The following is an 18247-nucleotide window of genomic DNA, read 5'->3' as shown; positions in this document are numbered from 1 at the left end:
CGAGAACCCTACGGGTCCCCGGACGCGCTCGCATGCCTGTCCGTTAGTTGAGCAGGCTGCCCTGCAGTTCCGCGCGCAGATCGGGGGTGAGCACATTGCCCGCCCGGTCCACCAGCAGGGCCATCTCGTAGCCCACGAGGCCGATGTCGCACTCGGGGTGCGCGAGCACGGCCAGCGAGGATCCGTCGGAGACGGACATGATGAAGAGGAAGCCGCGCTCCATCTCCACGACGGTCTGGTTCACATGGCCGCCCTCGAAGATCCGCGAGGCACCCGCGGTCAGCGAGGTCAGCCCCGAGGCCACGGCGGCCAGCTGGTCCGCGCGGTCCCGCGGGAACCCTTCGGACATCGCCAGCAGCAGGCCGTCGGCAGAGACCACAACCGTATGGGAGACCCCTGGGGTCTGGTCCACGAAACTGGTGATCAACCAGTTCAGGTTCTGTGCCGCCTGGCTCATCGGACTCAACTAACGCTCCTGGTGCTTGGGGCCGAAGCCCTGGCCGTTCGTGTCAGTTCCCGCAGTACGCCCCTGCTGGACACCGCGCCGCAGATTGCTCAGTCGGCCGCGGACGTCCTCGGGTGCTCGGGAGACCATGGGGCCGCCCTGCGGAGTCTGCTGTGCGGTGCCCGGGACCAGGTTGGCCTTGGGGACCCGCCGGGGCAGGCCGGAGGGGGTGACCCCGCCGGCCTTGGGCTTGCGGGCCTGTTCGGCCCGCTGCCAGTTCTCGTCGTTCGTGGAACGCCATTCGGAGGACTCCACCGAGGTGTCCGGCGTCCCGGCCGGCGTCGCGGGGGCCGGCTGCGTGGGGAAGCCGGTCGTCGGCTGGGGCTCCGACTGGGCCGGCACCGACGGTCCGGACTGCTGCCGCCCGCGGTCGCGGCGCGGCAGGCCCGCGTCCGTCACGGTCGTGTGCAGCGGGCCTGAGGACGGTCCCGGCCCGTCGAAGCCTACGCGGTCCGGGGCCTCGAAGGGGGCGCCAGTGGCGGAATCGGCCGCGGGCGCCTCGGGGTAGGCCGTGGCCTGGGGCATCTCCTGCTGCGGCGCGGGCTGCTGGGCGCTCCAGCCGTCCTGCGCGTAGCCGTTCTGCTGCTGCCAGCCGTCCTGGCCGTAGCCGGCCTGGGCGGCGTCGTACTCGGGCGCCGGGGCCGGGAAGCCGCCGTCGGTGTACGCGGGCTCCTGGAAGGGCGCGGCCTGCGTGTCGTAGCTGTGCTGCTCCGCGAAGCCCTGCTGCGCCGGGAGGGGCTGCTCGGGGAATCCCTGGACGTCGAACCCGTTCTGCGGGAAGGCCTCCTGGGCGAAGGCGTCCTGCGGGAAGGATTCCTGCGGGAAGGATTCCGCGGCGGCCGGGGACTCGAAGCCGTCGAAGGCCTCCTGCTGCCCGCCGGCCTCGTCGCGGAACAGCGGGCGCTCGCCGCGGTCGTTGGCCGCGGCCTCCAGCTGGGCACGGCGCTCGCCGCGCTTCAGGGAGCGGCCGACCGGGTCCAGCGCACGGGCGTCGCCCGGTGCCTCCGCGCGGTCGTAGCGGGAGTCGTCGAAGCCGAGCTCGGCGGCGGTCGGCCCGTACGCGGCGAAGGACTCGGTCTCGGCCTCCGGCATCATCCGGGACACCGTGAAGTCGTCGTCCAGCGGTATCTCCTCGCCGCCGCCACCGTGGGTGATGGGCTCGGGGAGCATGACCAGCGACGTGGTGCCCGCCTGCTCGCCCGAGGGGCGCAGCTGCACGCGGATGCCGTGCCGGTCGGCGAGGCGGCCGACCACGAACAGGCCCATGCGCTTGGAGATCGAGGCGTCGACCGTGGGCGGGTCGGCCAGCTTGTGGTTGATGTCCGCGAAGTCCTCGGCCGTGAGGCCGATGCCCTTGTCGTGGATCTCGACCATCACACGGCCGTCGGGCAGCCGGGTCGCGGTGACGCGGACCCTGGTCTGCGGCGACGAGAACGTCGTGGCGTTCTCCAGCAGCTCGGCCAGCAGGTGCACGAGGTCGGTCACGGCGGTGCCGTGGATGTCCGTCTCCGGGATGCCGACCAGCTCGATGCGCTCGTACGCCTCCACTTCGGAGGCCGCGGCGCGCAGCACGTCGACCAGCGGGACCGGCTGGTTCCACCGGCGGCCCGGCTCCTCGCCGGCGAGGACCAGGAGGTTCTCGCCGTTGCGGCGCATACGGGTCGCGAGGTGGTCGAGCTTGAAGAGGCTGGACAGCTGGTCCGGGTCGCCCTCGTTGTTCTCCAGGTCCGTGATCAGCGTCAGCTGGCGCTGGATGAGGCCCTGGTTGCGGCGGGAGAGGTTGGTGAAGATCGCGTTGACGTTGCCGCGGAGCAGTGCCTGCTCGGCGGCGAGCCGCACGGCCTCGCGGTGGATCTGGTCGAAGGCGCGGGCGACCTCGCCGATCTCGTCGTTGGAGTTGATCGGGATCGGCTCGACGCGGGTGTCGATCTTGCCGGGGTCGGTCCGGGACAGCTGGTCGACCAGCGCCGGCAGGCGCTGCTCGGCGACATCGAAGGCCGAGGTGCGCAGCCGCCGCATGCTGTTGCTCATCGAACGGGCCATCATCGCGGCGACGATGAAGGCGATGATCAGGGCCACCAGCACGATGGCGGAGTTGACGATCGCCTCGATGCGGGCGCTGTCGGCGATGTCGCTGGAGTCCTTCAGCGCCTGGTCCGCCAGGTGCTTCTCGACGTTCTGGTACGCCTCGAAGCCGAGTGTGGTGGCGCCGAACCAGCTCTGCTCCGTGATGCCCTTCGTCTTGAGGCTCGCCGGGTCCTCACCGGAGGCGATCAGCTTGATCATCGACAGCAGGTCCGGCGGGGTGACGAAGGGCTGGCCGGCGTCCTTGGCCGCCTGCGCGGCCTGGGTGACCTGCTCCTTGCCCTTCTGCTGCGCCGCGGCCTGCTCGTCCTGGAGGCGCTGGTAGTCGGCCGCGGTGCCGCCGCCCTTGTACTCCGCCTCGGCGACCTGCTGGAGGTAGGCGTACGAGGCGAAGGAGGTGAGCTGGGTCTTCAGTTCCTCGGGGGCCAGCTTGGAGCGGTCCTCGACCAGGAGGTGGGTGCCGATGGAGCGGGTCAGCGACTCGGCGGCCTTGGCCAGCTCGATGGCGTACAGCGTGCGTCCGTAGGAGGCGACGCTGCTGGTGCCAAAACCGAGTTCGTTCGCCAGCTCCATCAACGGGTGCTGGATCTCGACGTACTTCTCCTCGGTCTGCACGCCGGGCAGCTGCCGGGTGAAGGCGGTCTCGCGCAGCTTGGCCAGGACCTTCTCGCCCTCGCGGATGTTGGCCACACGGCGTTGGAGGCGCTCGTCCGCGGGCAGCTCGCGCACCGTGGCGTCGAAGGCGGAGGCGGCCGCGTCGGTGGCGGCACGCGCCGCGACCACGGTCTTGTCCTCCTTGTCGCCCTGGAGCAGGGGAACCACGCTGACGTCGCGCTCGTTCAACACGGCATTGGCGTAGTCCACCGCGGCCCGGACGGCGCGCGCGGTCCGCACCGCGTCGTCGGCGTCCTGCCAGGTCTGTACGGCCGTCTGCACCCGGAAGCCGCCGAAGACCAGGGCGACGAGCACCGGGATGAGGAGGATGACGTTCAGGCGGGTGGCCACCCGCCAGTTGCGCATGGCAAAACGGCTGCCCGACGCGGCGACCGGCTCCGTGATCTCAGGAGCGGTCGCGGTCTGCGCCGCGCCGTGTCGCGCGGGCGGGGTGAAATTGCCACGCGGGTGGTCCGCGGGACCCGGCTCTGCGCGCCTCGTGTTCCTCACTCGACCAACAACCTCTCGGCGACGACGCCGGCGGCGTCGTTCCTACTCTCGGGTTTCGATGAATTCCAGCACGTCATGGGGGTGCTCCACAAACCTCCGGCGGCGATGCCGAACCCATGATCACGCGCTTGTTAAAAGGGGCATAAGCATAAAGCGGTGGCATTTCAGCAGGGCGATGTATGCGCAGTGAAGCCGGTCGGGCGCGGGCGGTGTTCGAGATGTTCCGATTCGCGGTCGAAACGTTATGAACAGAAGGACCGGCCATGTCAAAAGACACAGCCGGTCCGTACCCGAAGTGGCAAGCTGGAGTGCTTACTTGAGGCGAGCGAGCAATGCGTGTTCGACGAGCGTGATGAGCGCGCTCTTCGCCTCCGCGCGGTGCCGCGCGTCGGTGGTGATGATCGGCGCCTCGGGGCCGATCTGAAGTGCCTCGCGCACCTCGTCGGGCGTGTACGGCTGGTGGCCGTCGAACCCGTTGAGGGCGATGACGAAGGGCAGACCGCTGTTCTCGAAGTAGTCCACGGCCGGGAAGCAGTCCGCCAGCCGGCGGGTGTCGACCAGCACGACCGCGCCGATGGCGCCGCGCACGAGGTCGTCCCACATGAACCAGAAGCGGTCCTGACCCGGCGTACCGAACAGGTACAGGATCAGGTCGTCGTCGAGCGTGATACGGCCGAAGTCCATCGCCACGGTCGTGGTCGTCTTGTCGGCCACGTGGGTCAGGTCGTCGACACCCGCGGACGCGGAGGTCATCACGGCCTCCGTGCGGAGCGGGTTGATCTCCGAGACCGCTCCGACGAACGTGGTCTTGCCCACGCCGAAGCCACCGGCCACCACGATCTTCGCCGAGGTGGTGGCACGGGCCGCGGGCGGCGCACCGTACGCCGCCTGCTGCCCCGGCCTAGAGCTTGCGAAGTCCACTGAGCACCCTTTCGAGCAGTGTCACATCAGGCTGTCCGCCGGCCTCGCCGCTGCTCGGCTGGTGGATGGCGACCATCCCGGCCTCAGCCAGGTCGGCCACCAGGATCCGGGCCACCCCCAGCGGAATCGCCAGCAGTGCGGAGATCTCGGCGACCGACTTGATCTCCAGGCACAGGTGGCAGATGCGCTGGTGTTCGGGGAGCATCCCCTGGTAGGCACCCGGCTCGGCAGTGGTGCTCACCAGCGCCTCGATGGCGAGCTGGTAGCGAGGCCGGGTGCGACCACCGGTCATGGCGTACGGCCGCACCAGCGGCTGGTCGCCTTCGCCCCCGTACGGCGCATGGTGGGGCGCGCCGTACGGGCCGGGCGAGGCAGGCGGCGGTGTCATGAAGGTCCTCCGGATAAGAGCGGACGCGGTTCTCTTGTCATGGGGCGGTTGTCGGCCGGGCTCACACGAGCTCAGCCCATCAGACTGCCTTGGAGTTCAGCGCGCAGGTCGGGGGTCAGGACGGCGCCCGCTCGGTCGACGAGCAGCGCCATCTCGTAGCCGACGAGGCCGATGTCGCACTCGGGGTGCGCGAGAACGCACAGCGAGGATCCGTCCGAGATCGTCATCAGGAGGAGGAAGCCGCGCTCCATCTCCACCACCGTCTGATTGACGTTGCCGCCCTCGAAGATGCGGGACGCACCCGCGGTCAGCGAGGTCAGACCGGAGGCCACGGCCGCCAGCTGATCGGCGCGGTCCCGGGGGAAACCCTCGGACATCGCCAGCAGCAGGCCGTCGGCGGAGACCACCACCGTGTGGGACACCCCGGGGGTGTTGTCCACGAAGTTGGTGATCAACCAGTTCAGATTCTGTGCCGCCTGGCTCATCTGGCTCAACTAACGCTCCTGCTGGTGAGTGGTGCCAAAGCCGCGGCCGTCGGTCGTGCCCGTACCGGCCTGGCGGCCTTGCTGAATACCGCGCCGGAGGTTGGTCAGGCGTCCGCGCACGTCGTCGGGGGCCCGGGAAACCTGCGGACCACCCTGGGGGGCTTGCTGGGTCGTACCGGAACCGGGCACGAGGTTCGCGCGCGGCACCCGGCGGGGGAGGCCGGAGGGGGTGACCCCGCCGGCGGAGGGCTCACGGACCTGGCCGGCCCGCTGCCACACCTCGTCGTTGGGCGAGCTGCGCCAGGCGGCGGGCTCACGACGGGGCGGCGGCGGGACCTGCTGGGCCTGGGACTGCTCGGCGCGGACCCGCTGCGGCGGTTGCTGGGGCTGCTGCGGGTGCTGCTGCCGCGGCGGCTGCTGCGGGCGCTGCGGCGGACGGGTCGGGGCACCGCCGGAGAGCGGACCGCTGCCGTTCTGCTGCGGGGCCACCGGGCCCTGCTCGACGTGCACTTGCTGCATGCGCTCGGCACGGCCGGTGCGGAACCAGTCCGACTCGAGGGAGTCGAAGATCGGGCTGGACTCGTCCGGACGGACCGGGGCCGGCGGCAGGGCCATCGGCTCGGACGCGGCCGGCAGCGGGTGCCGCGGCTCGGCGGGCCGCTGCTGACCGGCGGCCGGACCGCGCTGCCGCTGGGCCTGCGGGGCCGGAGGCATGGGCGCCTGCGGCATCGGGGCCTGGGGCATCTGCGCCTGGGGCATCTGGGCCTGCGGACGCTGGAAGACGTCGCTGCGGGTGAAGGTGCCCGTCTGCTGCGGCTGCTGGTGGTTCTGGTCCTGCTGGTACTGCGGCTGCTGGTACTGCTCCTGCTGGTACTGCTGGTGGTTCTGGTCCTGCTGGTACTGCGGCTGCTGGGCTTCCTGCCCGTACTGCTGCGGCTGCTCCTGCTGGTACTGCTGGTGGTTCTGGTCCTGCTGGTACTGCGCCGGTTGCTGGGGCTGCTGCCGGCCGAAGGCGGAACTCATGCTGCCGCGCTGCGGAGCCGTGTGAGGGATCGTGTTGAAGTCAGGGCGCTCGAACTGCGCCGTGCTCTCCAGGTCCTCGTGGCCGCGCGGCATGTCCGCCGCCGGGCCGCCGGGAGCGGCGCCCACCGGCTGCGGTGCGGTCGGGAACTGCGGGGCCTGCGGCTGCTGCGTGGGCTGCGGCGGAGTGGCCTGTCGCTGCGGACGGCCCTGGCCGCCCTGGCCCTGCTGCTCGTTCGCCCAGCTCGGGTTGGAACGCTGCGGGGCCGCGGGAGCACCGGGGCGCCCGCCCTGCGGGGCCTGACCCGGGCCGCCGGGGCCCGAGTTGAGCGCCGGGCGCTGGGCGGAACCGGGCACCTGGCCGCGCTGCGGCGCGCGGCCGACACCGGCGGCCGCCGCACCGGCGCCCACCGGCGCGCCCGGACCGCCCGCACCGGGACCGCCCGGCTGCTGGCCGCGGTTGCCGGCGGCACCGGGCTGCGGCTTGGCGCCGCCCTGGGTGACGTCGACCGGGAGCATGACGAGCGCGGTGGTGCCGCCCGAGTCGGACGGACGCAGCTGGATGCGGATGCCGTGTCGCAGGGACAGGCGGCCGACCACGAACAGACCCATGCGGCGGGAGACGGAGACGTCCACCGTCGGCGGGTTGGCGAGCCGCTCGTTGATGTCGGCGAGGTCCTCCGGCGAGAGGCCGATGCCGGTGTCGTGGATCTCGATCAGCACGCGCCCGTCGGGCAGCGCGTGACCGGTGACCCGGACCTTGGTCTGCGGGGAGGAGAACGAGGTCGCGTTCTCCAGCAGCTCTGCGAGCAGGTGGACGAGGTCGTTGACGACGCGGCCGGTGACTTCCACGCCCGGCACCGAGGTGAGCTCGATGCGCTCGTACTGCTCCACCTCGGAGGCCGCGGCGCGCAGGACGTCGACCAGCGGGACCGGGCGGGTCCACCGGCGGCCGGGCTCCTCGCCCGCGAGGACGAGGAGGTTTTCGCCGTTCCGGCGCATACGGGTCGCGAGGTGGTCGAGCTTGAAGAGGCTGGACAGCTGGTCCGGGTCGGCCTCGCGGGACTCCAGTTCGGAGATCAGGCTCAGCTGACGCTGGATCAGGCCCTGGCTGCGGCGCGAGAGGTTGGTGAACATCGCGTTGACGTTCCCTCGCAGCAGCGCCTGCTCGGCGGCGAGACGGACCGCCTCGCGGTGGACCTCGTCGAACGCGCGGGCCACCTGGCCGATTTCGTCGCGGGTGTGGATGCCGATCGACTCGACCGAGGTGTCCACGTCCTGCGGGTCGGACTCGGAGAGCTGCTTGACCAGCTCGGGCAGCCGCTTCTGGGCGACTTCCTGAGCGGTGTCCTGCAGGCGGCGCAGCGAGCGGACCATGGAGCGGGCGACGACGAAGGCGCCGACGACCGAGATGCCGAGCACGAGGAGGATCAGCGCACCGCTGATGATCGCCTCTTGCTGGGCCGCGTTGCGCAGCGTCAGGGCCTGCTGCTGCATCTCCTCGAGGAGGTGCTGCTCGATGGCCTTCATCGTGTCGAGCTTGGTCTTCGCGGCGTCGTCCCAGTCGAGGTAGGAGCCGTCGAAGTTCTGGATGCCCTCTTCGGACGCCGCGATACGGGCGGCCTGCTCGTCGTGCTGGGTGATCGCGTTGTTGCCGTGCTCGAGGCCCGTGAGGAGGTCCTCGGACTTCTGCCGGCCGTAGATCTGGCGGAACTGCTCCAGCGAGGTGCGCTCGGAACGGAGCGCGCCGCCCATGAAGCGGAAGTCGTTGGAACTGAGCTTCTTGCCGTCGGCGAGCGCGGCACTGACCACGGCGCGCTGGATGGACTCGTACTCCTTGGCGGCGGAGAACGCCGCCAGCGCGCGGGTACTGGAGATCATCTCGGTGTTGCCGGTCGCCTCGGCCATCTCCTGGGAGAGGTCGATCAGCGACTGGATCAGGCCGTCGTACTCACTGACCGTCGAGGAGACGAAGCCGGGCTGGTCGTAGGCGCGCTCGCGGATCGCCTGCAGGGTGCCGAGCTGACGGTGGATCGCCTGGAGCGAGGCGTTGACACCCGTGAGGTCGGGGTCGATGCCTTCCTCGGCCTGGCTGAAGGCCTGGCGGGCCAGCTTGGTGTTCTGCTGGGCGGCGACGATGTCGTCGTCGTTCTCGTCGCGGGGAGTGCTGGACAGCGGACCCGCGGAGACGTCCCGCTCGTTCTGGAGCGCGGCGGCGAGCTTGGTCGCCTGTTCCGTGAGGTCGGTCAGGGACGTCATCGCGTCCAGCTGCTTCACGTTCTCCAGCGAGCTCTGGATGCGCAGGGCACCCAGAGTGGTCGCGGCGACCACCGGTAGCGCGAGCAGCGACACCAGACGTGTGCTGATGCGCCAGTTCCGCATGGCTATTCGGGAGCCGTGTTTGGGGCCTGAGCGCACACCGCTCTCCGGCGTGGCGCCGCTCTCCGCGCCCGCGGTTCCGACGTCTGCGGTGTCCTCCCGGCGGGCGGGGCCGGTATCGGCCCCACCGCGCTGTTCCGGGTCGCCCGCAGCGCCGCCATCCCTCTTGAAACGTCCCTGCACTAGCGTCGCAACCTCTGGACCAGGCGTCCCCCGCGCGGGCGGCAGGACGGTGTCGAGTTTGTGGAGTCCCGCCCTCCCCGGCAGGTACCCGTTAGCCGCCGCCGCTCGGCGATCGCACGCTCCCCCTTGCGCGCCGGCATCTGTTGATACGGCGGTCCGGGGAATTCCAGCACAGTGCCGGACCTCCAACAAGGCCCGTCAGGTATCGAGTGGAATACGTGACTCAGCGCACCGGACGTGTCACGCGGTGTCCGGCCGCATTCGGGCGGGCGTGGTCAATTCGGGCGCCTCCAGGGGCTCATGGGCTTCTGCCTGCACGAGTCGGCTGCCGGCCGCCGGGTGCAAATGGCGTGGATCATCCGTGATGTCGGGTTCACGGACATCGGGCCGCCGTCCGATTCGCCCTTCTTGTCGATCACTTGGTGAGCAAAATCACAGGGGTGTGCCCGTGTCGGTCACCCGGAATGGGGAATGCCCGCCAGATAGATTGACGTTTGACACGACCGTGTACTACGTCAACCCGCGCCCTGTCGGGCGCCCGGACTCCACGAGGTTCTGACCGCCCCATGAAGACGACCATGATCATGCGACCCATAGCCAATCCGCGTCGCACCACCCTCGCGCACCTCACGGACGCCGAGGACACGCGGACCGCCGAGGTCGCACCGGCCGTCGAGGGCGAGGTCCCTGTCGTCATCCTGCCGCGGCAGACCGCCAACCCGCGCCGCACCGTCCTGAAGGACCTCAAGGAGCAGCCCGCGGGCTGAGGCCCCGGCTCGCCGGACGGGAGGGCGCGGCACCCCCGGGATAACCTGGAGCGTCAGTCTCCGGCCAGTGAGGTGAGCTGCTTCCCGTGCGCATCGCCAGGTTCTCCATCGACGGCAATGTCGCCTTCGGCGTCGTCGAGGGCGACGAGTCCGTCCCGGACGGACTCGTTCTCGACATCATCAAGGGCATCCCGTTCGCCGAGTACGAGCGCTCCGGCACCAAGGTGCCGCTGAGCAAGGTGCGGCTGCTGCCGCCCGTACTGCCCAGCAAGGTCGTCGGCATCGGCCGCAACTACGCCGAGCACGCCGCGGAACTGGGCAACGAGGTACCCGAGGTGCCGGTCGCCTTCTTCAAGCCGTCCACCTCGGTGATCGGCCCCGGCGACCCGATCGCCTACCCCTCCTTCTCGCAGGAGGTGCACTACGAGGCCGAGCTCGCCGTGGTGATCGGCCGGCTCTGCCGCGAGGTGCCCCGCGAACGGGTCCGGGACGTGATCCTCGGCTACACCTGCGCCAACGACGTCACCGCCCGCGACGCCCAGAAGGCCGAGAAGCAGTGGGCCCGCGCCAAGGGCTTCGACTCCTCGTGCCCCATCGGCCCCTGGATCGAGACGGGGCTCGACCTCGCGGCCGCCGGCGACCTCGCCGTGACCGCGACCGTCAACGGCGAACTGCGCCAGGCGGGTCGCACCAGCCAGATGATCCGCTCCGTCGAGGACCTGATCGTCCACATCTCCGAGGCGATGACCCTGCTCCCCGGCGACGTCGTCCTCACCGGCACCCCTGCCGGGGTAGGACCGCTCCATGTCGGCGACGAGGTCGCCGTCACCATCGAAGGCATCGGCACTCTCACCAACAAGGTGATCAAGCGTGACTAGCGCAGCACCCGTACGCGTACGTTTCTGCCCGTCGCCGACCGGCAACCCCCACGTGGGCCTGGTCCGCACCGCCCTGTTCAACTGGGCGTTCGCCCGCCACCACCAGGGCAGCCTGGTCTTCCGCATCGAGGACACCGACGCCGCCCGCGACTCCGAGGAGTCGTACGAGCAGCTGCTGCAGGCCATGCGCTGGCTCGGCTTCGACTGGGACGAGGGCCCCGAGGTCGGCGGCCCGCACGCGCCGTACCGCCAGTCGCAGCGCATGGACATCTACCGGGACGTGGCCGCCAGGCTGCTGGAGTCGGGCCATGCCTACAAGTGCTACTGCACCACCGAGGAGCTCGACGAGCGCCGCGACGCCGCCCGCGCCGCAGGCCGCCCCTCCGGCTACGACGGCCACTGCCGCGCCCTGTCCGCCGAGCAGATCGACGCGTACGAGCGCGAGGGCCGCGAGCCGATCGTCCGCTTCCGGATGCCCGACGAGCCGATCACCTTCACCGACCTGGTGCGCGGCGAGCTGACCTTCACCCCGGAGAACGTGCCCGACTACGGCATCGTCCGGGCCAACGGCGCCCCGCTCTACACGCTGGTCAACCCGGTCGACGACGCGCTGATGGAGATCACCCACGTGCTGCGCGGCGAGGACCTGCTGTCCTCCACCCCGCGGCAGATCGCGCTCTACAGGGCGCTGGCCGAACTGGGAGTCGGCAACGGCACGACCCCGCAGTTCGGCCACCTGCCGTACGTCATGGGCGAGGGCAACAAGAAGCTCTCCAAGCGCGACCCGCAGTCCTCCCTCAACCTCTACCGGGAGCGCGGCTTCCTCCCCGAGGGGCTGCTCAACTACCTCTCCCTGCTCGGCTGGTCGCTCTCCGCCGACCGCGACGTCTTCAGCATCGAGGAGATGGTGGCCGCCTTCGACATCGACGCCGTCAACGCCAACCCGGCGCGCTTCGACCTGAAGAAGGCCGAGGCGATCAACGCCGACCACATCCGCCTGATGGACGTGAAGACGTTCACCGAGGCCTGCGGTCCGTGGCTGCGGGCCCCGCACGCCCCCTGGGCGCCCGAGGCGTTCGACCAGGCGGCCTTCGAGGCGATCGCGCCGCACGCCCAGACGCGGCTGACCGTGCTCTCGGAGATCACCGAGAACGTCGACTTCCTCTTCCTCGGCGCGCCGGTGGAGGACGAGGCGTCCTGGGACAAGGCGATGAAGGACCCGGCGGCCGCCACCGCGCTGCTCAGCACCGCCCGGGAGAACCTCGCCGCCGCCGACTGGAACGCCGAGGCCCTGAAGGCCGCCGTCCTCGCCGCGGGCGAGACCCACGGCCTCAAGCTCGGCAAGGCCCAGGCACCGGTCCGGGTCGCCGTCACCGGCCGTACCGTCGGCCTGCCGCTCTTCGAGTCGCTCGAAGTGCTCGGCCGCGACCGCACCCTGGCCCGCGTCGACGCCGCGCTGGCGAAGCTCGCCGGCTGACGGAAGCCGCCCGCGACCGCCCCGGGTTCCCCGCGGACCCGGGGCGGCGCGCTTCCGGAGCACCGATGCGACGCAGGCCCAAACCCCCGCCCTCCCCGCTGCCCCAGCGCCACGGGGTCGACGCGGTGCGCCTGCGGCTGCCGGAGGCCGGCCCCTGGACGTCGGTGCGCGAGCACCTTGTCGAGCGGCTGACGGCGCTGCCCGCGGGGCACGTCGAGGCGATGCTGGCGGCGGGGGAGATCCACACGGCCGACGGGCCGCTGGCCCCCGACGCGCCCTACCGGCCGGGTGCCTTCCTCTGGTTCCACCGGGAGTTCGCGCCGGAGGCCCCCGTCCCCTTCCCCGTCGAGGTGCTGCACCGGGACGACGCGCTGCTCGTCGTGGACAAGCCGCACTTCCTCGCCACCACCCCGCGCGGCAGCCACGTCACCGAGACCGCCCTCACACGCCTGCGCCACGACCTCGGCCTGCCCGCGCTCAGCCCGGCCCACCGGCTCGACCGGCTGACCGCCGGAGTGGTCATGTTCGTGATCCGCCCCGAACTGCGCGGCGCCTACCAGACCGTCTTCCGCGACCGCCGGGTGCGCAAGGAGTACGAGGCCGTGGCCGGGTACGACCCGGCGCTGGAGCTGCCGCGCACCGTGGAGAGCCGGATCGAGAAGGAGCGCGGGGTCATCGCCGCCCGGGAGGTCCCCGGACCGCCCAACGCCCGCAGCCGCGTGGAACTCCTGTCCCGCCACGGTTCCCTGGCCCGCTACCGGCTGCACCCGGAGACCGGCCGCACCCATCAGCTGCGCGTGCACATGAACAGCCTCGGCCTGCCCCTTCTCGGCGACCCCGTCTACCCCCGCGTCCTGCCCGAGCCCGCCCCCGGCGACTTCGGCCGGCCCCTCCAGTTGCTCGCCCGGCTGCTGGAGTTCGACGACCCGGTCACCGGCGAGCGGCGCCGCTTCGTCAGCCGCCGGACGCTGTCCCCGCCGCCGGAACCCGCGCCGCCGGCCGCGGAAGCGCACGGATAGAGTCCGGGCATGCCGATCCGTGCCGTGCTGTGGGACATCGACGACACGATCTTCGACTACTCGGCGGCCGAGCGTGCCGGGGTCCTGACCCATCTGCGGAACGAGGGACTGCTCTCCGCCTTCGAGGACGAGTACGGCGAGGACGGCGAGAACACAGCTGTCGCGCGCTGGCACGCGGTGATGAACCTGCACTACGAGCGCTTCCTCGCGGGCGAGATCACCTGGGCGGAGCAGCGCAGGGAGCGCGTTCGCGCCTTCCTGGGACCGGATGTGCCCGACGCGGCGGCCGACTCCTGGTTCGCGGCCTACTACGTCCACTTCGAGGCCGCCTGGGCGGTCTTCCCCGACGTCGTCCCCGCCCTCGACGCGCTCACGCCCGGCTACCGGCACGGGCTGCTCTCCAACTCCGCCACCGCCCACCAGGAACGCAAGCTCGCCCGGCTCGGCCTGCGGAATCGCTTCGAGTGCCTGCTCTGCTCGCAGGAACTGGGGTTCGCCAAGCCGGCGCCGGAGGCCTTCCTGGCCGCGTGCGAGGCGCTGGGCCTGCCGCCCGCCGAGGTGGCGTACGTGGGGGACAAGGCGGACACCGACGCGCGCGGGGCGAACGCCGCAGGTCTTCACGGTGTGTGGCTGGACCGAACGGGTAGCGTCACCGCCCCCGACCTGCGGCGGATCACCGGACTGGCACAGCTGCCGGCCCTCCTGGCGGCGGATACCCGTTTTGGAGCCCCGTCTTCGATCGGGTAATGTTCTTCCTGCGCCGCCGGGCGGGCCGAAAAACCGGTCCGGAGCGCACGCCAGACAACACCCCCTACGGGGGGTTGTGTTTTGGTGGGGTATGGTGTAATTGGCAGCACGACTGATTCTGGTTCAGTTAGTCTAGGTTCGAGTCCTGGTACCCCAGCGCAGTTCTTTTGCAGAGCCCCCGTTGTGTAGCGGCCTAGCACGCTGCCCTCTCAAGGCAGTAGCGCCGGTTCGAATCCGGTCGGGGGTACGGATCTCTCTCGCAGGGATCGCTAGGGCCCCCGTTGTGTAGCGGCCTAGCACGCCGCCCTCTCAAGGCGGTAGCGCCGGTTCGAATCCGGTCGGGGGTACTTGACACACCATGGGGTATGGTGTAATTGGCAGCACGAGTGATTCTGGTTCATTTAGTCTAGGTTCGAGTCCTGGTACCCCAGCGTATTTCTGACTTGCCCCCGTTGTGTAGCGGCCTAGCACGCCGCCCTCTCAAGGCGGTAGCGCCGGTTCGAATCCGGTCGGGGGTACATCGGGAAGAGGCCCCCCGCTTCGGCGGGGGGCCTCTTTCGTTCCTCCGTTCTCCACGAGGGCCTCGCGCCCGGTCGCGTCACTCAACTCCGAAGCGCCGCAAGGACTCCTCGGCCTCGGCGAGCCGGCGCAGGCTCAGCAGCACGGGCTCGTAGAGCACGGTCAGCGTCACGGCGGCCGCGGCCTGTTCGAGCGGGGTGTCGTAGAGCTCGACCAGATCCAGGTCGTGGACGGCCTGTTGGGCGGCCAGGCGCGCGTAGGGCTCCAAGTGCCGTGCCCCGCTGGGGTATCCCAGCCGCGTGAGCACGGCGACCGCCGCGACGAGCATCCGGTAGGCGGGGGAGGGGCCGTGGTCCTCGTTCCCGTACGTCCAGCCGAGCCCGGACATCAGCAGGTCCACCTCCCCGCGGGCGACGACGGTGGCCGGGTCGTCCTCGTCGGGCTCCGGGCCGTGCGGCAGCGCGAAGGTCGCTGCGCCCAGCCGCGAGTGCTGGTTCAGCGATTCGTCGTCCATCGCGGCGAGCACCTCGCGGGCGGTGGCCACGGGCACCTTGCCGACCTGGATCAGGGCCCGCACGAAGCGGAGCCGGCGCAGGTGCTCCTCGCCGTACTCGGCCTGGGTGGCCGTGACACGGCGGCCCGGTGGCAGCAGGCCCTCGCGCAGGTAGTACTTGATCGTCGGCGTCGGCACACCGCTGCGCTCGCTCAGTTCCGCCAGTCGCATGTCCTCTTGCGCCCTTCGCTGGATAGTGGCAGTATCCAATCATGGATAGCGTCACTATCCAATGACTGCCGTGCCATGGCATGCCATGCCGTGCCATGCCATGCCTGGGCACGGGGCACGGCCGACGGGTGCCCGGCATCCGTCGTGGGCGAAGGGGGAGAGCCATGTCCGTTCAACTGGTCCCGGGCCGCAACACCGCGGCCGCCGAGGGCGAGATCGTCGTCTTCCACATCGGGATGCGGATCAACCGCTGGTGGGCGCTGCGCAGCTGGCTGCCGGCCTTCATGGCCATGCCGCGCATGCTGCGGGAGCTGTCGCGGGACCAGGACAGCGGGTTCCTCGGCTACCAACTGCTGATGGGCTTGCCGCGGCTGGTGTGCGTCGTGCAGTACTGGGCGAGCAAGGAGCAGCTCATCGCCTACGCCTCGCAGCCCGACAGGCAGCACCGGCCCGCGTGGGCGGAGTTCAACCGGCGGGCCCGGGCCGGCAAGGGGCGGGTGGGCATATGGCACGAGACCTACTCCGCGCCGGCCGGTTCCTACGAGTCGGTGTACGTCGACATGCCCGCCTTCGGGCTCGGTGCCGCGACCGGCGTTGTCCCGGTGGGCCGTCGTGGCGAGACGGCGGCCGAGCGGCTGCGGTCCGCCAAGGGGTAGCGGCCGCTGTGGCCGAACCGCGGCGGAGGTTCAGCCGGAACGGCGCAGCGCCTCGGACAGCCGGCCCGCGGCGTCCACGACGGCCTGTGCGTGCATACGGCCGGGGTGCCGGGTCAGCCGCTCGATGGGGCCGGAGACGGACACGGCCGCCACGACGCGGTTGGACGGTCCGCGCACCGGCGCGGAGACGGAGGCCACACCCGGTTCGCGTTCTCCGATCGACTGCGCCCAGCCCCTGCGGCGCACGCCGGACAGCGCGGTGGCGGTGAACCGGGCTCCCTGCAGCCCGCGGTGCAGCCGCTCCGGCTCCTCCCAGGCCATCAGGATCTGGGCGGCGGAACCCGCCTTCATCGGCAGGGTCGAGCCGACGGGCACGGTGTCCCGGAGTCCGGACAGCCGCTCTGCGGCGGCGACGCAGATGCGCATGTCGCCCTGGCGCCGGTAGAGCTGCGCGCTCTCGCCGGTCACGTCCCGTAGGTGAGTGAGCACGGGGCCGGCGGTCGCCAGCAGGCGGTCCTCGCCCGCCGCGGCGGCCAGTTCGGAGAGCCGGGGGCCCAGGATGAAGCGTCCCTGCATGTCGCGGGCGACCATGCGGTGGTGCTCCAGTGCGACAGCGAGACGGTGCGCGGTGGGGCGGGCGAGACCCGTGGCGCCCACGAGACCGGCCAGGGTGGCCGGACCGGACTCCAGTGCGCTGAGCACCAGAGCCGCCTTGTCGAGAACGCCGACGCCACTACTGTTGTCCATGAAACGATACTCCCGTCTCACTCTGTGAAACGCAAGTTCAATTTTCCCGTGAACGCGGCACGCTGGATGAACAGGCCCGGAGCCCCCGTCCGCCGCAATCGGACGGAGGCGCCCGGCAACGACGAACAGGCCGGCAACGCGGCCGGTCGGAGGGAATGCGATGGCCAGGACACTCGCGGAAAAGGTCTGGGAGGATCACGTCGTGCGGCGCGCCGAAGGCGAGCCCGACCTCCTCTTCATCGACCTGCATCTGCTCCACGAGGTCACCAGCCCGCAGGCTTTCGACGGTCTGCGGATGAACGGCCGCCCGGTGCGCCGGCTGGACCTCACCATCGCGACCGAGGACCACAACACCCCGACCCTCGACATCGACAAGCCGATCGCCGACCCGGTCTCGCGCACGCAGCTGGAGACGCTGCGCAAGAACTGCGCCGAGTTCGGGGTGCGGCTGCACCCGCTGGGCGACGTCGAGCAGGGCGTGGTGCACGTGGTCGGCCCGCAGCTGGGCCTGACGCAGCCGGGCATGACCGTGGTCTGCGGCGACAGCCACACCTCCACCCACGGCGCCTTCGGCGCGCTGGCGTTCGGCATCGGCACCAGCCAGGTCGAGCACGTGCTGGCCACCCAGACGCTGCCGCTGGCCCCCTTCAGGACCATGGCGATCACCGTCGACGGCGAACTGCCCGAGGGCGTCACGGCCAAGGACCTGATCCTGGCGATCATCGCCAAGATCGGTACGGGCGGCGGCCAGGGCTATGTCATCGAGTACCGCGGCTCCGCCATCGAGAAGCTCTCGATGGAGGCCCGGATGACCATCTGCAACATGTCGATCGAGGCGGGCGCCAGGGCCGGCATGATCGCCCCGGACCGGACCACCTTCGACTACCTGCAGGGCCGTGCGCACGCCCCGCAGGGCGAGGACTGGGACGCCGCGGTCGCCTACTGGGAGACCCTGCGGACCGACGAGGACGCCGTCTTCGACCACGAGGTCGTCATCGACGCCGCCTCGCTGTCCCCGTTCGTCACCTGGGGCACCAACCCCGGCCAGGGCGCCCCGCTGAGCGCCTCCGTACCGGACCCGGCGTCCTTCGCCGACCCCAGTGACCGGCTGGCGGCCGAGAAGGCGCTGGAGTACATGGGCCTGGAGGCCGGCACGCCGCTGCGGCAGGTCGCGGTCGACACCGTCTTCGTCGGCTCCTGCACCAACGGCCGCATCGAGGACCTGCGCTCGGCCGCGTCGGTCGTCAAGGGCCGCAAGGTGGCCGACGGTGTGCGGATGCTGGTCGTCCCCGGTTCGGTCCGGGTCGCGCTGCAGGCCGTCGAGGAGGGCCTGGACCAGGTCTTCAAGGAGGCCGGCGCCGAATGGCGGCACGCGGGTTGCTCGATGTGCCTGGGTATGAATCCCGACCAACTGGCGCCCGGTGAGCGTTCCGCGTCCACCTCCAACCGCAACTTCGAGGGCCGGCAGGGCAAGGGCGGCCGCACCCACCTGGTGTCCCCCCAGGTCGCCGCCGCCACCGCGGTCAACGGCCACCTCTCGTCCCCCGCCGATCTGCCCGGCGTCGCCGTCCTGGAGGCCTGAG

At 71.0% G+C, this 18247-nt stretch carries 15 protein-coding genes and 5 tRNA genes; 12 read left to right on the top strand and 8 right to left on the bottom strand.

Features of this window, described 5'->3' with window-relative positions; all coding sequences use genetic code 11:
* Positions 1-43: 43 nt before the first annotated feature.
* From ACIP64_RS26555 to ACIP64_RS26530, 6 genes are all read right to left on the bottom strand, one after another.
* A complete protein-coding gene (locus tag ACIP64_RS26555) occupies positions 44-457 on the bottom strand; it encodes a roadblock/LC7 domain-containing protein (RefSeq protein ID WP_018562059.1) in 414 nt (137 codons plus the stop codon).
* A 9-nt stretch (positions 458-466) separates the two neighbouring features.
* A complete protein-coding gene (locus ACIP64_RS26550; protein WP_401591474.1) occupies positions 467-3610 on the bottom strand; it encodes a nitrate- and nitrite sensing domain-containing protein in 3144 nt (1047 codons plus the stop codon).
* Positions 3611-4066: 456 nt separating this feature from the next.
* The gene (locus ACIP64_RS26545; protein ID WP_319659776.1) at positions 4067-4675 is read right to left on the bottom strand and encodes an ATP/GTP-binding protein; all 609 of its coding nucleotides are present in this window, start codon (positions 4673-4675) and stop codon (positions 4067-4069) included.
* Positions 4656-5063 carry a DUF742 domain-containing protein gene (locus ACIP64_RS26540; protein ID WP_319659775.1) on the bottom strand — a complete coding sequence of 136 codons (408 nt, stop codon included), beginning with the start codon at positions 5061-5063 and terminating at the stop codon, positions 4656-4658. The genes ACIP64_RS26545 and ACIP64_RS26540 overlap by 20 nt, the downstream gene beginning before the upstream one ends.
* A 71-nt stretch (positions 5064-5134) precedes the next feature.
* Complete coding sequence (locus ACIP64_RS26535) at positions 5135-5548, bottom strand: roadblock/LC7 domain-containing protein (RefSeq protein ID WP_319660047.1); 414 nt, start codon at positions 5546-5548, stop codon at positions 5135-5137.
* Between the two features lie 9 nt (positions 5549-5557).
* Positions 5558-8950 carry a nitrate- and nitrite sensing domain-containing protein gene (locus ACIP64_RS26530; RefSeq protein WP_401591472.1) on the bottom strand — a complete coding sequence of 1131 codons (3393 nt, stop codon included), beginning with the start codon at positions 8948-8950 and terminating at the stop codon, positions 5558-5560.
* 746 nt (positions 8951-9696) lie between these two features.
* On the opposite strand from ACIP64_RS26530, the gene ACIP64_RS26525 reads away from it, so the two are divergent.
* The 10 genes from ACIP64_RS26525 (at position 9697) to ACIP64_RS26480 (ending at position 14536) form a co-directional block, all read left to right on the top strand.
* Positions 9697-9897, top strand: a complete 201-nt coding sequence (locus ACIP64_RS26525; RefSeq protein WP_401591470.1) for a hypothetical protein — start codon at positions 9697-9699, stop codon at positions 9895-9897.
* 86 nt (positions 9898-9983) lie between these two features.
* Positions 9984-10775 carry a fumarylacetoacetate hydrolase family protein gene (locus tag ACIP64_RS26520; RefSeq protein ID WP_401591468.1) on the top strand — a complete coding sequence of 264 codons (792 nt, stop codon included), beginning with the start codon at positions 9984-9986 and terminating at the stop codon, positions 10773-10775.
* The gene (gene gltX, locus ACIP64_RS26515) at positions 10768-12252 is read left to right on the top strand and encodes a glutamate--tRNA ligase (RefSeq protein ID WP_401591466.1); all 1485 of its coding nucleotides are present in this window, start codon (positions 10768-10770) and stop codon (positions 12250-12252) included. Before ACIP64_RS26520 ends, gltX begins: the two co-directional genes overlap by 8 nt.
* 65 nt (positions 12253-12317) lie before the next feature.
* A complete protein-coding gene (locus ACIP64_RS26510; protein ID WP_401591464.1) occupies positions 12318-13271 on the top strand; it encodes a pseudouridine synthase in 954 nt (317 codons plus the stop codon).
* 9 nt (positions 13272-13280) lie between these two features.
* Complete coding sequence (locus ACIP64_RS26505; protein ID WP_401591463.1) at positions 13281-14018, top strand: HAD family hydrolase; 738 nt, start codon at positions 13281-13283, stop codon at positions 14016-14018.
* 85 nt (positions 14019-14103) lie between these two features.
* Positions 14104-14175 (top strand) — tRNA-Gln (locus ACIP64_RS26500).
* A gap of 17 nt (positions 14176-14192) precedes the next feature.
* Positions 14193-14265: transfer RNA gene (locus tag ACIP64_RS26495), tRNA-Glu, on the top strand.
* A 27-nt stretch (positions 14266-14292) separates the two neighbouring features.
* Positions 14293-14365, top strand: a tRNA-Glu gene (locus ACIP64_RS26490).
* 12 nt (positions 14366-14377) lie between these two features.
* Positions 14378-14449, top strand: a tRNA-Gln gene (locus tag ACIP64_RS26485).
* 14 nt (positions 14450-14463) lie between these two features.
* Positions 14464-14536: transfer RNA gene (locus tag ACIP64_RS26480), tRNA-Glu, on the top strand.
* Between the two features lie 80 nt (positions 14537-14616).
* Here ACIP64_RS26480 and ACIP64_RS26475 read toward each other — a convergent pair.
* The gene (locus ACIP64_RS26475) at positions 14617-15261 is read right to left on the bottom strand and encodes a MerR family transcriptional regulator (protein ID WP_401591462.1); all 645 of its coding nucleotides are present in this window, start codon (positions 15259-15261) and stop codon (positions 14617-14619) included.
* A gap of 164 nt (positions 15262-15425) precedes the next feature.
* On the opposite strand from ACIP64_RS26475, the gene ACIP64_RS26470 reads away from it, so the two are divergent.
* Complete coding sequence (locus ACIP64_RS26470; RefSeq protein ID WP_401591461.1) at positions 15426-15917, top strand: DUF4188 domain-containing protein; 492 nt, start codon at positions 15426-15428, stop codon at positions 15915-15917.
* Positions 15918-15947: 30 nt separating this feature from the next.
* On the opposite strand, the gene ndgR is transcribed toward ACIP64_RS26470, so the two are convergent.
* Positions 15948-16664, bottom strand: coding sequence for an IclR family transcriptional regulator NdgR (gene ndgR, locus ACIP64_RS26465; RefSeq protein ID WP_360911105.1), 717 nt, complete (start codon positions 16662-16664; stop codon positions 15948-15950).
* A gap of 160 nt (positions 16665-16824) precedes the next feature.
* Here ndgR and leuC point away from each other — a divergent pair, with 160 nt between their 5' ends.
* Positions 16825-18246, top strand: a complete 1422-nt coding sequence (gene leuC, locus ACIP64_RS26460; protein WP_401591458.1) for a 3-isopropylmalate dehydratase large subunit — start codon at positions 16825-16827, stop codon at positions 18244-18246.
* The last annotated feature ends 1 nt before the right edge of the window (position 18247 follow it).

This window comes from Streptomyces sp. NPDC088733 (genome assembly GCF_044751185.1).
Taxonomy (GTDB): domain Bacteria; phylum Actinomycetota; class Actinomycetes; order Streptomycetales; family Streptomycetaceae; genus Actinacidiphila.
The sequence above is the reverse complement of the archived record's forward strand: the minus strand, read 5'-3'. Positions and strand labels throughout refer to the sequence as shown.